Below are 14,657 nucleotides of genomic sequence, written 5' to 3' on the forward strand. Positions count from 1 at the left end.
AGAAAACCTCTTCGCTCCCTTTTAGCTTCCCCCGACAGCTATTGTACCATAAATTACATCGTTAGTTGCCAGTATATATAAAAACCGTACGCGCTAAGCAACAGGGCGGCGATCAATACCGTTTCAGCAATCGCACCCACTTTGCGGCGCTTTTTCGCCCGCCGCCCCGACCGGCGGTTCAGCGCTGCTGTCTTTGTTTCGTTTTTCACGGCTGACCGGCGGGAAAAGGCAGCCAATAAGTCATGGCGCATGGCGGCAGCGTTTGCATACCGGCCGTCGAGCGCTTTTTGCAAAACGTGCTTATATTGGACTAAAAAGCGGTCCGCTTCGATGATTTTGAAAAGCTGTGATCGCCCGTCGCCTGTTTTCTCGAGATGCCCCGGATAACAGGCTGCAATCATCACCATCGCCGCTGAAAACAAATCGTACGACGGCTCAGCTTTGCGCGACCCAAGCCCCCAATAACCGCGGTCGTACAGCTCGGTAAACTCTTTGACCGCCCTTCCTTGCAGCGTCGTCCCTCCTACGTCCAACAGCCGGACGGATGGCGGCGATCCGGTAACGATTAAATTGTCTGGTTTTAAGTCGCCAAACACCCACCCCTCCTCGTGCAGCCGCTCAAGCACAGACAACAGCTGCACAAGCAGCACCGGCGCCCATTCTTTTCCGCGGCGGCGGACAAAGGCGGTGAAGTTTTCCCCTTCAATATACTCCATCACATAAAATGGGACCGTTTCCCGCACGAGCGGGCTTCGCCAGTCATCAGCTTCCAGCAAAGAAGGCCCGAGGGTAACCCCCTGGACCTTGGAAAAACGGCGTAAAATATTCATTTCCGAGGCCAACGACGCATAATCGTCGCTCAGTTTCACAGCGACGCGATGGCCGTTGCTTTCCGCCAAGTAGACGACGCCGTTCGCCCCGCTGCCGAGCCGCCGCAGCAGCCGATACGAACGGCCGTGCCATTTGCCGGTGACGACCGTGCCGGGCGGAAGATTACAAAGACGATTCTTCGATGTATGGCTCATCGCCATCGCCAATCCAGCTCCTTAGCGACCGTTTGCGGCCGAAATGGGCGATCGCTTCGCGCAGCGCCGGCCCTGTCGGCGTCAGCCCGCCTGACGCCAATTTCGGAAAGATGGTGGACAGCTCCTCCATCTTCGGTGTCCAATCGATCATTTTTTCGGCATGTTCCCGTTTTCCCGGAAAGATGAAGACGGAAAAACGGTTTTCACCCATGCGCGCATTTAAACTGAGCGATAAATCGATGAGCGCCTCTTTGACCGTCGGTAATTTCGTTTTCATGCTCCCGCTCGTGTCGATTAAAATAAGCACGTCGAGCGCAGCCGTTTCCCCAAGTTCATCGACGACTTCCATCACTTGGCCGCGCTTGTCCGGCGGCAAATCTTCCAGCGAAACGTCCGAACCAAATATTTGTTTTAATTCACGGTTAACGAGCCCTTGCAGCGTCTGTGTCATCGCCTGGCGCGTCACCATCTGCACCGTTTGCGACAGCTGCTTGGCATATACAACCTGGCTCATCCCGCCGCCGGCGGCCGCAATCGCTTCAATTTCCCGCTGACCATTTTCATCGATCGTGTCTTGGTCTAACACGCCGATCACGTTCACGGTAATGCCCTGTTCCCGCGCCAATGCCGCCATGGCGGCCGGATCCTCCCCATGATTGGAGCAGCCGTCGGTAATGAGCAAAATCTGCCGCAACGTTCCCTTTCGCATGTTCGTTCCCCTCCTCAGCGAAATGTATTACCATCATCGCCGCAGGGGAACGTTTTTATACGCGCGCTACTGCGCCTTTTTCATATACATATATGCCGGAATCGTCGCCCATTTTGGCGTGTTGTGCCGCACTTTGGCGACAACGACGGTCATATCGTCTTCAATCTCGCCGCCGCACTGCCGGATCACTTCCTCCATAATCACATCAGCGACTTCTTGCGGGTCGGTCGTTTTCAACTCTTGGATTTTCCGTTTCATCCAAGCGTCATGGTTCTCTACATTCATCGGCCCTTCAAATACACCGTCGCTCATCATGATGAGCAAGTCGCCCGATTTCAGCTGTTCGCTGACCACATCGAATTCGACTTCTTTAATAATGCCCATCGGCAAATTGCTCGCCTCTACTTTCATCACCTTGTTGCCGCGCTTAATGAAGCTTGGCGTCGACCCGATTTTCAAAAACTTCGTCGCCGCGTTTTGCAAATCGATGATCGCCAAATCAAGGGTCGCATACATATCTTCTGTCGTCCGCAGCGCCAAAATGGAATTGATCGATTTAATGGCGATCGATTCATCCATTCCTGTCTGCAAGATTTTTTGCAGCAAATGCAGCGTTTCGCGGCTTTCGTAATGCGCCCGTTCCCCGTTGCCCATGCCGTCGCTAATGGCAACGGCGTATTTGCCGGTGCCAAGCTCAATCGTTGCATAGCTGTCGCCGGAGATGAGCTCGCCCCCTTTGGCGGCGAATGCCACGCCTGTCTCGACGACAAACGCTTTCGTCGAACCGAAGGCAACGCGGCAATAGCCATTCGGATAGGCAGCACATTCCTCGCGCTTGACGACAATCGTCTCTCCTAAAATGTCCGACAGCATCGGCGCAATCAGTTTTTCGCACTCACCGCGCCCTTCGCAGTAAGGAATACTCATTTCAATATCGATATTTCCTTTTTCTAAACTATAAATATCCACGTGCCCGATTTCGATGCCAAACTCTTGCAGGGCATGATAAATTTGTTCTTCTTGCAAATAATGGTTTTCCCGCTCCTTCTGAATCTCTTTCGCAAAATCGTCCATGACTTGCGAAACGCCTAACAACTGCTCAGCCACGAGTTTCCGGCTTTCGTAAACTTGCCGTTTCAGCTTGCGGTTCGCCTGATACGTCACCATCTCTTTTTCAATCGCGTCAACCACTTTGCCCGCTTTGACGCAATACCGTTCCCATTCACGCAACAGCTGATGGTTTTGTGACAGCGTTTTTTCATCCGCCTCATGCATCATTTGCTTCATATACGCATATGTTGTACTGAAGTTGGCCGCCCAGCATTGCGCTTTCTTAAAGCACGTTTGACACGTCTTTTCCGTAATATCGCCGAGAAAATAATCGACCTCCCGTTCATGGTATTCGTCGGCATCCGACAGCGGCTCAGGCGAAAAGCTTTCTGCCAGCGCCTGAAAGACGTTCGAAAACTGTGAAACGCGCTGTGCCGTCACATCGCGGATTTTGCGGACGTATTGCTGCTGCTCGTTGATATATTCCGCCGTGCCGGGAATATGTTTGGCAATTTTCTCTGTCAGCGAACGGCTCGTGAACAAAAACAGCACAATAGCGATGCTTGATTCAAGCAGCGTTGGCACGAGCTCCGTTTTTCCGTTCCCGTACAAGCCCATCAGCAGCGTCGCGACAATGAGCCCAAAGGCGACTCCTGGCTTTCGCCCTTCTTTCAGCAGGCCGCCGAGCAGTCCAGCAAAAGCAAGCAAACTCATTTCAGACAAGTTGCCGACGTTCGCCAAGCTCAAGACGAGCCCGGTGACGACCCCGACGGTTGAACCGGTCGCCGCCCCCGCTACAAAAGCAAACAATAAAACGAGGTAGCGCGACATGACATGTTCGAGCGATAAGCCGTACGCCGACCAGCCGATCATCCCGGTCAGCATCGAAGCCAGCAAAATAATTAGTGAAATCATTTCTTCCGCCCGCAGCGCATGTTTATGTTTCCGTACCGTCAATAGCGGAATGCTTTGCATAAAAATCAATGTCAGCACGAGCGAAAGCCCGGCTTCCACAACCGCCATGGCCGCCCCGTACGCCGTCCGCTCCCCAATCCAGTAATAGGAGATGGCCCATTTTGTTGCCAGCGATACGGCAAAAACGACGAACGGTACAAGTTTTAATGATTCGCTAATCACTTTCCGCACCCATCCGTAAATAAAGAGGAAGCCAAAAATGGAAACGCCGACAAACAGCACAGCATCAAACGACAGCGTCAATGCGCCGGCCAGCAGCGAAATGAAAGCGAAGGCTGCCTTGTCACGGCGCAACATATAGACAGAGACGAAAAACGGCAGCGCAAACGGGGTCAATTTCGCTAAAATTAACGCCCGTCCCAGCAAAAAGCCGACAAGGAGAAGCAAAAACCCTTGATGAACGAACAGGTGACCAAGGCGCAGCTTCACATGGCGCACCCAGCGCGACAAAGTCGCTTGCGTTTCATTAATCGGCACTTCCGAAATGCGGCGCACCGTCCCTCTTTCTACTCTTTCCATTCCCGATCCTCTCCTTTGCTTTTCTATTACCCCCTATTATATCGCTCGAATTATCAGAAATTTGTCAAAACAACGGAGTAAAATGAAAAATCGTTCGACGTTTTCCCCGATGATGCGCCGACAGGATGCCCGTTCCGACAGAAGCAGACAAAAAGAAAAACGAGCATGTCGCTTGATAGCGAATGCTCGTTCGCGATGACCCGTACGGGATTCGAACCCGTGTTACCGCCGTGAAAGGGCGGTGTCTTAACCACTTGACCAACGGGCCATAGTTGATTTTCATGGCGGTGGAGGGGATCGAACCCCCGACCTCACGGGTATGAACCGTACGCTCTAGCCAGCTGAGCTACACCGCCGTGTGACAACAGTTATTATCATAATAGAGGAAATGATGATTGTCAATATGCACAATGAAAAAAGATAGAAGGAAAATGTATCCTTCCTTTTTTGCCGTCGAAACAAAGAAGCATCCATGACGATGGATGCTCATTGTCCCCGTATTCATCATCTTTCCGACATGTGTTCAGCAGCAAGTTACCCGCGTCTCGCTCCACGACCTCCCCGCTTGGATTCCGTATGGCGGCGCAACGACGCCAACCGGTCCTCACTCTCTTTGAGGAAGCGGCTGATTTTTTGTTCTAAACTGTCAGCCGCAGAGCGGTCGTGCGCTCGGTGGCGCGGCCGCTGCGAAGAAGGCGTGTCTTTTGCTTTGCGAATGGACAGGCCGATTTTTCCATCTTGACCGACGTTGATCACTTTCACATACACCATGTCGCCGACTTTCAAATGATCGTTGATGTCCTTGACATAGTTATCGGCTACTTCGCTAATGTGAACGAGCCCTGTCACACCCTCCGGCAGCTCTACAAACGCCCCGAATTTCGTAATGCCTGTGACTTTGCCTTGTAACTTGCTGCCTACTTCAATCGACATAAAAAAAGTGCTCCTCCTTAAAACGCTTTAAAGATGGTGTTGCTTTCATTATAGCGAATGAAAAAAATAAGTGTCAATATGACGGATGCCCGTATTGAACGGGCATCCGTCAGGTAAAATATCACTTTTCTGGAAGGACAAAAATAATTTCCCCGTCTCTCGATAAATAATATTTTTTTCGTGCCAGCTCAGCGATGTAATCATCGTCGTGCAGTTTTTTCATTTCCTCTTTGAGCTGCTTTTCTTGCCGTTCGAGCTTCGCAAGCTCCTCTTTTAGCCTTTGTTTTTCCGCTGTTTTTCCGTCGATCGTCTTCGCCTGCAGGTGCAACGCGTAGAGGAGGACTGAAGCGAACACCGTAAACAGCGAAGCCCAAAAGGCTAAACGGACGGCCACAACCCGCCGCCTCTTCGATGCCTTCCGCTTTTTTTCTTCCTGCTCTGATACGTAGGTAGACTGAATTTTCGTCACGTTCGGTTTCCGGGGCACGTTCATGCATTTGCACCTCTTTTATTTCCGCCATTTCGCAAGCCACATGCCTATTTTCTCTTTTGTATTCTTGATTTGTCCAGCAAATCCTTTTAAGCGGCGAAAAAATTTTTCCACCCGGACTCGACGATGCGGCGGCACCCGCCGCCAAACGGCTATACCTATCCAGCGCAGCGGGGCGAACAAGAGAAGGACGGTTTTCCAGACGACGAGCAACAAAAACCGAGCCGCCCATACGACAAGCCTCCAGGCAAACAAAAGAAGCGCTAACGCCATTTGTCCAAGGAGGACGAGGGGGCGGATCACCGTATAGCGGAACAGCTGGGCGAGCGCCTGTCCGAGCCGCACCGCCAGCCAAATGAGCCACTCAAGCACCCGGACGTACAACGAACGGAGCAGACTTTGGTAAGCGGCATATCCGCATAAAAGCGCCAAAAAAAGATAAAAGCGAAGCTCGCCATCATTGACGAGCAACAAGACATAAAACACAAGGAGCGCCTGCACTGCCCAAAATAACACATCGTTCACAAAGACGAGCCAGTGCGCCCGTTCTTCCCGTTTTAAAAATCGGTTGTACGTATCAAGCGCCATGCCAAGCCAGCCCCCCATGCCGATCATCGTCAGCATAGTGAGAAGCTGCGTCGTGATGCTCATTTGAACAACTTGCTAAAGAATCCTTTAGCTTTCTCCTGGTGGTCATCTAAATAAACGAGATCGAAAATGCGTCCCTTGATCGAAACAACACCTTTATCCACATCTAAGTTTTTCATCTGCAAGTTTTGCCCGCGGATCGCTAAAAAACCCATGACCGTCTCAAGCAAAAACTCCTCATTGTCAAAACTCTCGACTTGTTTTACCCCGGTAATGTCAAGGAGACGCCGGCCGCGCATGATCACGTCGTGTTCCTGGACCGGACCTTTGTTCGTACTCCCGCTAAATTCATCGTGGCGATTCATGTTCATCCCCCGCATTTCGATTTAGAATGAAAGGCGGCAAAGCCAACTGCTTTTTCTTATCCGCTGTTTGTACCATATGTATGTCAGCGGGGGATCGTTTAGAACAAGCCTGCAGGCAAATTAGATGCCGTCTTGCTCGGGCGCGGTCCGCTCTTCGCGGATCAGCTCGTACAGCCCGGCGGCCTCTTCTTTTTTTGTTGTTTCTTTTAAATCCGTCACTTTTACCGTTACCCGTTTTTGCCCGAACTGAATCGTCAGTTCATCACCGATTTTCACGTCCGAACTCGCTTTGGCGACATGGCCGTTGATCCATACCCGGCCTTGGTCAGCCACTTCTTTCGCCAACGTGCGGCGTTTAATGAGCCGGGATACTTTTAAAAACTTGTCAAGACGCATAATTCTCCCCCTTACCGTCCGTTTTCTTTTGCTTCTTCCCAAAAGCGGTCAAGTTCGGCGAGCGAAAACGAGGTGATCGGCCGGCCGCTTTTTCGCACTTGTTCCTCAATGTAGGCAAAGCGGCGGGCAAATTTGTCGTTTGCCATTTGCAGCGCTTCTTCCGGTTGAATGTCATAATACCGGGCGAGGTTGATGAGCGCAAACAATACGTCGCCAAACTCACCGACGAGCTCCGCACGGCGGCCGCCGGACGTTTCCGCTCGAAATTCGGCCATTTCTTCCTCAACTTTTTGCCATATGGGCGTCACATCGTCCCAGTCAAATCCGACTTTGGCCGCCTTTTTCTGCAGCTCGTACGCCCGCATCGTCCCTGGCAGGCTCTTCGGGATGTCCGCAAGGATGGATTCCGGCTGTCTGTCCCCTTTTTCCTCTTCCTTCATTTTTTCCCAGTTCACGACCACTTGTTCGGCTGTCTCAGCTGTTACATCGCCAAACACGTGCGGATGGCGACGAATCATTTTCGCCGTCAACGTGCGGATGACATCATCGATCGAAAACAGTCCGCGGTCGGCGCCGATTTGGGCGTGCAGCATCACCTGCAACAACACATCGCCCAGCTCTTCGACCATATGGTCATCGTCGTTCTCATCGATCGCTTCAAGCAGTTCATACGTCTCTTCAAGCAAATACCGCTTCAGCGATGCATGCGTCTGTTTTCGATCCCACGGACAGCCGTTCGGCCCTCTCAGTGTCGCGATGACCCGGCGCAGCGTCTCAAACCGATGGTAAAGCAGCGGCTCATCCTTGACTGGCGGCACATAGACGCTCGTCAAATTGTCGAGCACCGTCTGACGATCCAGTTCGTAGAGCGGCACTTGCTTTACTTGTTCAGCTTTCGTTCCTGCCGCGGTGACGATATAGACCGGGTAGTCGTCAGGAAGCTGTTCCATGAGGGAAAGCTTTACGTTCGAGGCGATAAACGAATCATACACTTGGCAAAAAACGGTGTGCAACGAAGGCGACCACTCCTCTCCTTGAAAGGCGGTCGCATCCAACAGCTGAAATCCTTCGATCGGATCGATGCGTACCGCAGCAAACAGTGCATCGAAAAAACTTTGGCCGCCTTCGATCACGACTCGGCAAACGCCGCGCCGCTCCTCTTCGAAAAGGAGCTGCACCGTCCGTTCGGCGACGAGCGGATGGCCAGGTACGGCATAAAACACGTCGCCGCGCTTCACCTGTTCAACAAGGATAGCTACAATTTCTGCATACACATCGGCAAACTGCTCGTGTTTTTCATAAGCATCATCAAACGACGTAAACGCGATTCCTTCCTCCTCAAGCCCCTTCACAGCCGGGTGTTCTTTCGTCCGCAAAAAGAGCGGATGCGCCCGCTTTAGCTTTCGATACACGCCGACCGGCAGCTGTTCGAAATCCCCGGCGCCAAGGCCGAAAATATAAATCGTATTCATCGCCGATCACCTGCTTCCTAATAGTAAACGAATTTTATTGGCCAACGGGAGAGCAGACAGTTCCTGCTCGGAGAAAACGTTCCCTTTGACAATGAAAACGATGTAGACGATCGCACCGACGGCGACGCCGCCAAGCGCCTCGGCGGCTGCCCATAAGCGTCCGCCGGCGGAAGCATCCATGAGCCACCTATATAACTGCAGCACGACAACCATCGCAATGCCGGCCTTAACAATTGGATAGACATACTTTTGGGCGTGAGCCAACTGGCACTCGCGCCGCAGGCGTACGTATAAAAAGCAAGCCATGAACGCGTAGGCCCCGGTTGTCGCGAAAGCCGCACCAAGGACGCCAAACGGCGGCACCAACCAATGCATAAGCGCCATTTTTCCCGCTACCGCCACCGCCACACCGGCAGCGGCCGCCCACTCTTTCCCCATTCCTTGCAGCATGGCGGACGCAGTCAGCGCCATCGTTGTAAAAAAGATGGAAGCGGATAAGACAGCAAGAACGAGTGATCCGCGGTCATTTTCAAACAACATCGTATTGATCGGCCGGATCAGGCAAATGAGCCCTAAGGAAGCACCGACCCCGATGACAGCAGCGAGCCGAAGCGGCAACAGGCCTGGCGTGAAAGCGGCTCCTTGGCCGCGTCGGGTACTGGAGATAAATGGGACAAGCGCCAATGAGAGCGATGTGCCGACAACCGTACCCAGCTGGATGAGCGGCTGTCCGCGGTCATACACGCCTTTCAGCCATTTCACCTCATCCAGCTTTGCCCCGGTTTCACGAAGAAGCGGGACAAACAAAAACGAGTCAACAAGCGGAATCAATGTCAATGCCATATTGGTCAAACAAACGATCGTTCCAGCCGTCAACAAGCGTCGGCCCATATACAGAACCGAAGCCGGCGGCGTGCGGCCGGTTGTTTTTTTTCGTCCGCGCTTCGCCGCGTAAAAGAGCAAAATAAGGAGTGCCGCTGCCATGCCGACCAGCGTTCCAGCGATCGCTGCCATGCCGCACGAATACACATCAGCGCCGCGCCGCAGCGCCCAATATGACAGCCCTAAAATCGCTGTCACCCGCACGAGCTGCTCACCAACTTGGGACACCGCGGTCGGCACCATGTCATGCTGGCCTTGGAAATCACCGCGCAGCACAGCGATCAACGGAAAAAATAAAAATGAAAAGGAAAGCAACCGCAACAGTGATTCAAGCCGTCTGTCACCCATCCATGACGCCACCGCTTCGGCCCCCGCGTACAAAACGGCAAACAGCATCACACCGAGCGCGCTTAACAACAGGAGCGCGACGCGCCTGACCGCGGCCGCCCCCGCTTCATCCCCTTCCGCCAACCGCTCGGCGATGAGCTTCGAGATGGCGACCGGATAGCCAGCTAGCGACAGGGCCACGACAATGCCGTAAATCGGATACACCTGTTGGTAAATATAAAAACCGACATCCCCGACCATATTTTGATACGGGACGCGGTACAATGCGCTTAACAGCTTCGTCAGCAAAGCAGCAACGGTCAATACAGCCGCGCCTTTCCATACGTTCCCCATATCGTTTTTCCTCCCGCCTTTTATGGCGTTCGCCGACGGATGGCCAGGCCTGGGGACATTCGCCAGCAGCGGAGACGGTTGACGCCGCCCGACGGTTCCATCGCCATGGCTACGCTCGATATTATAGCGCAACATCGGGCTGCGCGACAAAGGAAAGATGATGGCCTGCCAGTCCGCTGGTCATAGATTTTTCCCCTCTGGCTAAACGGACGGAAAAAAGGCAGCTTGCGAAGCTGCCTTCTTGTTTCGCCTATTGTTCCATTTGCCGGGCTAAAAAGCTGGCCGCGGTTTCGACCGCTTTATGTTCCACTTCGCCGAGCGTCTTCTCGCGCGATAAAATGATGACCGCTCCGATCGGATCGCCGTTGGCGACAATCGGACCGATCGTATATGACTTCAACGTCTCCGTCATCCCGTCTACTAACTCTACCTCTCCCTCCTCCGTATGGAGGACGGAAGTGCGATCTTCCATCGCCTTTTCCACTAACGGGCTGACGCTTTTGTTCATATACTCTTTTTTCGAAACGCCGGCGACAGCGATAAACACGTCGCGGTCACAAATGAGCACCGGCTGCCCGAGGCTGTCAAACAGCGCCTCGGCGTACTCTTTGGCAAAGTCGCCTAGCTCGCTGATCGGCGAGTATTTTTTCAAAATGACCTCTCCATCGCGGTCAACAAATATTTCGAGCGGATCTCCCTCGCGAATGCGTAACGTTCTCCGAATTTCCTTCGGAATGACAACCCTTCCTAAGTCATCAATCCGACGAACAATACCGGTTGCTTTCATGTTTTGTATACCCTCACTTTCATCTAGGATTTGAAGGATACTCCGATGAACCCTTTTGTGATGGGGAATTCACCATTGTTGTCATTAGTATCCTTCACAATCCACGTTCTATACGCGATGAAAGTGATTTTGGCCATTTTAGATAAAATTGCCCATCATTCATTATCGCCGCATTAGCGGAAACATAAACATGCAAAACGGAAACAAAACGCGATTTTTCATCCCGGTTACGCGATAATCGATTTTTCGTTTTCCACCCCGGACAGCTGCTTTAATGTTTCATACAAGATCATCAGCCATTCGTGCGGTTTCATTTGCTTAATATAAAGGACGATTTTCAGCTTCGCCCCATCCATGCCAAATCCGAACAGGCGGCCATGCTGGCGGCCGATGCCGGATAGGCGCTGGATTTCCACCGTTTTCGACGCCTGTTCGGTAAATAAAAGATCGATTTGCTGCTTGTGCTGCTTAATCGATTCGACACCGAGCTGCTTCGCCAACGCTTTAATTTCCGCAATTTGGAACAAATAAGCCACCTCATCCGGATAATCACCGAAGCGGTCGGCCATCTCCTCGCGCAGCGCCTCGACATCCTCGAGCGTCTCAACCGCCTTAAACCGCTTGTACATCTCGATCTTTTGCAATCCATCGGAAATGTACGCATCTGGAATATAGGCATCGACTTCCACATCGATGACAACATCCGGGCGCTCCTCTTCCCGTTTGAGGCCGCGCCGTTTTTCAATCGCCTCTTTCAGCATTTGCGAGTATAAATCAAATCCGACCGAATCGATAAAGCCGTGCTGTTCAGCGCCGAGAATATTGCCGGCGCCGCGGATCGACAAATCGCGCATGGCAATTTTAAACCCGGAGCCAAGCTCGGTGAACTCTTTAATAGCTTGCAGCCGTTTTTCCGCTGTCTCGTTCAGCACCTTGTCTTTCCGGTACGTGAAGTACGCATAAGCGACACGGTTTGAACGGCCGACGCGCCCGCGCAGCTGGTACAGCTGCGAAAGCCCCATCCGGTCGGCGTCGTATACGATGAGCGTATTGACGTTCGGAATATCGACGCCCGTCTCAATAATCGTCGTTGTAACAAGCACGTCATATTGCCCTTCCAGAAAGGCTAAAATCGTCGATTCGAGCTCAGCTTCCGACATCCGCCCGTGCGCAAACGTCACGCGCGCTTCTGGGACAAGCTGGGCGATTTCTTCCGCTTTCAAGTCGATATCTTCAATATGGTTATAAAGGAAAAAGACTTGCCCATCGCGGGCGAGCTCCCGCTCAATGGCTTCTTTCACAAGTTCAGGCGTGTATTCCATAACGTACGTCTGGACCGGGAAGCGGTTTTCCGGCGGTGTCTCGATGATCGACAAATCGCGCACCCCGATCATCGACATATGGAGCGTGCGTGGGATCGGCGTCGCCGTGAGTGTGAGCACGTCGATATTCGCCTTCAGCTGCTTAATTTTTTCTTTATGCGCCACACCAAACCGCTGTTCCTCGTCGATAATGAGCAAGCCTAAATCTTTAAACTTCACGTCTTTGGACAACAGCCGGTGCGTGCCGATCACCATGTCGATCGTGCCGTCTTTTAACCCTTTAATTGTCTCCGCCTGCTGTTTTTTCGTCCGAAACCGATTTAACAGCCCGACGTTAATCGGAAACCCTTGAAACCGTTCGCGGACAGTTTCGTAATGTTGCTGGGCCAAAATCGTCGTCGGCACGAGGAAGGCGACTTGTTTGCCGTCCATAATCGCTTTAAACGCCGCCCGCAGCGCCACTTCTGTTTTCCCATAGCCAACGTCGCCACAAAGGAGGCGGTCCATCGGTTTCTCGCTTTCCATATCGCGCTTAATTTCCTCAATTGAACGGAGCTGGTCTTCCGTCTCTTGATATGGAAACGCCGCCTCAAATTCGCGCTGCATTTCTGTATCCGGGGAAAACGCATATCCTTTGCTTGCCTCGCGCTCAGCGTACAGCTTGATTAAATCTTCTGCAATGTCTTGGACAGACGACTCCACTTTCTTTTTGACTTTTTTCCATTCCGTACCGCCGAGCTTATAAATTTTCGGCTCTTTTCCTTCCGAACCGACGTACTTCTGCACTTGATCCATTTGATCGACCGGGACGTACAGCGTATCGCCGCCTTGGTATTGGATATGAATATAATCCTTATGCACTCCGTTGATTTCTAACGTCTCGATGCCTAAATATTTCCCGATGCCGTGGTTGACATGGACGACATAGTCGCCGACTTGCAGTTCGGCATAGCTTTTGATCCGCTCGGCGTTAGATAGCTTTTGCCGACGCGCTGGGCGTTTGGCCCGCTTTTTGAACAGTTCTTCCTCAGTGATGACGGCCAGTTTTTGCAGCGGCAGTTCAAACCCTGTGTTTAAATCGCCTTGAAGGAGCTGGCATTTGCCGTGCAACAGCGCCGCTTCGCGCGGCAGCGGCAGCGCATCGATCTCGTAATCTTCAAGCAGCGACTGCAGCTTTTTCACCCGCTCGTCATCCGGCGCCAAAAAGACGACCGCATAGTTCGCCTTTTTCCACCGCTCCATCTCAGACTGAAGAAGCGCTATTTGGCCATGAAAGTTTTGCATTTGCTTGCATGTAATATTGACGACATTTTGCGGATGGGTATGCGGTGCATGACGCAAAAATAAGGATAAGTACACCCGTTGGAATCGATGCTTTTGCAACAATTCAGAAAATGAATGCGAAATCGGTACATCATGAATCATTTTTTCGCTGTCAAGCAAGCTTGTATACCATTCCGCCTCTTCGCGATCCAGCCGCTCAGCCGTCTCCTGCAACCGGCTCATTTCATCCATCAGCAGCACGCCGTCTTCCGGCATGTAATCTAGTAAACTCGCAGCTTTTTCATAAAAAAGAGACATATATTTATACTGTTGCTCGATTTCCTGCCCCTCGCGCAGCTGTTCTAGCTCAGCGTGGATATGCTCGTACATCCGCTGCTTGGCGGCGTCATCTTTCATTTTTTCTAAGCTGGCCGCAAGCCCAGCCTCGATCCGCTCGATTCCCCGTCGCCGCGCCTCCTCATCAAGAATGATTTCGTCAGCTGGCCCAATCATTACACGTTCCACCTGCTCATGCGAACGCTGATCATCAGGGGTGAACGTTCGAATCGATTCAATTTCTGTATCAAACAGCTCAATCCGATACGGCAGCTCCGCCGTTAGCGGATAAATATCAACGATCCCCCCGCGGATGCTGAACTCCCCAGGAGCGGAAACAGTGGCGACCCGCTTGTATCCCATTTCGACAAACAGCTGTTTATCGCGTTCCAAATTGAGCTCTTGTCCAACCGAGAACGTGAACAAGTAACGTTTCCAAAGCGACAGCGGTGGCAGCAAGCGCCGCAAGCCAGCCGCCGGACAGACGACGATCCCTTTTCCGCCCTGCGCCCAATGGTTCATAATTTCGAGACGTTGCGCCTTCATCTCCGGACTGGCGATCGCCATTTCGGCGGCGATCACTTCGTTGACCGAATAAAGAAACACGTCGTCCGGTCCAAGCAGTGAAACGAGATCGTCATGTATTTTTTGCGCCTGAAACAAGTTATGGGCCACAACTAACATCGGCCGGCCCGTCTCCTTATAAAGGGTGGAGATAAAAACAGACCGAGCCGACCCGGACAGCCCGGCGACAAGCTGTTCTTTCAGGCGGGCATGGATTCCTTCAATGATCGTGCGAACATCTTGGTTTTCAGCTAAATAGCGATGCAGCGAAAGCACCCCTATCCTCCCTCCTCTCAACAC

Annotated in this window: 12 protein-coding genes and 2 tRNA genes; all 14 read right to left on the minus strand. The window is 52.3% G+C overall.

The genetic code is table 11. The features are described from left to right. Nucleotides 1–53: 53 nt before the first annotated feature. The gene (locus GS3922_RS15400; protein WP_063167034.1) at nt 54–1,031 is read right to left on the minus strand and encodes a protein kinase domain-containing protein; all 978 of its coding nucleotides are present in this window, start codon (nt 1,029–1,031) and stop codon (nt 54–56) included. Further along, a complete protein-coding gene (locus tag GS3922_RS15405) occupies nt 994–1,734 on the minus strand; it encodes a vWA domain-containing protein (RefSeq protein WP_063167035.1) in 741 nt (246 codons plus the stop codon). Before GS3922_RS15405 ends, GS3922_RS15400 begins: the two co-directional genes overlap by 38 nt. A 66-nt stretch (nt 1,735–1,800) precedes the next feature. Next, nucleotides 1,801–4,278: a stage II sporulation protein E gene (gene spoIIE, locus GS3922_RS15410; protein WP_063167036.1), complete on the minus strand. Its 2,478-nt coding sequence runs from the start codon at nt 4,276–4,278 to the stop codon at nt 1,801–1,803. Between the two features lie 196 nt (nt 4,279–4,474). Further along, nucleotides 4,475–4,546: transfer RNA gene (locus GS3922_RS15415), tRNA-Glu, on the minus strand. A gap of 14 nt (nt 4,547–4,560) precedes the next feature. Further along, nucleotides 4,561–4,634 (minus strand) — tRNA-Met (locus tag GS3922_RS15420). A 178-nt stretch (nt 4,635–4,812) separates the two neighbouring features. Continuing rightward, nucleotides 4,813–5,211: a S1 domain-containing RNA-binding protein gene (locus GS3922_RS15425; RefSeq protein ID WP_008881703.1), complete on the minus strand. Its 399-nt coding sequence runs from the start codon at nt 5,209–5,211 to the stop codon at nt 4,813–4,815. 121 nt (nt 5,212–5,332) lie between these two features. Further along, the gene (locus tag GS3922_RS15430) at nt 5,333–5,704 is read right to left on the minus strand and encodes an FtsB family cell division protein (protein ID WP_063167037.1); all 372 of its coding nucleotides are present in this window, start codon (nt 5,702–5,704) and stop codon (nt 5,333–5,335) included. A gap of 15 nt (nt 5,705–5,719) precedes the next feature. Next, nucleotides 5,720–6,352 carry a spore cortex biosynthesis protein YabQ gene (gene yabQ / locus GS3922_RS15435; protein WP_063167038.1) on the minus strand — a complete coding sequence of 211 codons (633 nt, stop codon included), beginning with the start codon at nt 6,350–6,352 and terminating at the stop codon, nt 5,720–5,722. After that, a complete protein-coding gene (gene yabP / locus GS3922_RS15440) occupies nt 6,349–6,654 on the minus strand; it encodes a sporulation protein YabP (protein ID WP_063167039.1) in 306 nt (101 codons plus the stop codon). The genes yabQ and yabP overlap by 4 nt, the downstream gene beginning before the upstream one ends. A gap of 120 nt (nt 6,655–6,774) precedes the next feature. After that, complete coding sequence (locus GS3922_RS15445) at nt 6,775–7,050, minus strand: RNA-binding S4 domain-containing protein (protein ID WP_063167040.1); 276 nt, start codon at nt 7,048–7,050, stop codon at nt 6,775–6,777. An 11-nt stretch (nt 7,051–7,061) separates the two neighbouring features. Next, the gene (yabN, locus tag GS3922_RS15450) at nt 7,062–8,522 is read right to left on the minus strand and encodes a bifunctional methyltransferase/pyrophosphohydrolase YabN (RefSeq protein WP_063167041.1); all 1,461 of its coding nucleotides are present in this window, start codon (nt 8,520–8,522) and stop codon (nt 7,062–7,064) included. Between the two features lie 6 nt (nt 8,523–8,528). Further along, nucleotides 8,529–10,085 carry a putative polysaccharide biosynthesis protein gene (locus GS3922_RS15455; protein ID WP_063167042.1) on the minus strand — a complete coding sequence of 519 codons (1,557 nt, stop codon included), beginning with the start codon at nt 10,083–10,085 and terminating at the stop codon, nt 8,529–8,531. A 250-nt stretch (nt 10,086–10,335) separates the two neighbouring features. Further along, nucleotides 10,336–10,872, minus strand: a complete 537-nt coding sequence (gene spoVT / locus GS3922_RS15460) for a stage V sporulation protein T (protein WP_063167043.1) — start codon at nt 10,870–10,872, stop codon at nt 10,336–10,338. A 227-nt stretch (nt 10,873–11,099) separates the two neighbouring features. Further along, nucleotides 11,100–14,633: a transcription-repair coupling factor gene (mfd, locus tag GS3922_RS15465; protein ID WP_063167044.1), complete on the minus strand. Its 3,534-nt coding sequence runs from the start codon at nt 14,631–14,633 to the stop codon at nt 11,100–11,102. Nucleotides 14,634–14,657: the final 24 nt, after the last annotated feature.

This window comes from Geobacillus subterraneus (assembly GCF_001618685.1).
Lineage (GTDB): Bacteria > Bacillota > Bacilli > Bacillales > Anoxybacillaceae > Geobacillus > Geobacillus subterraneus.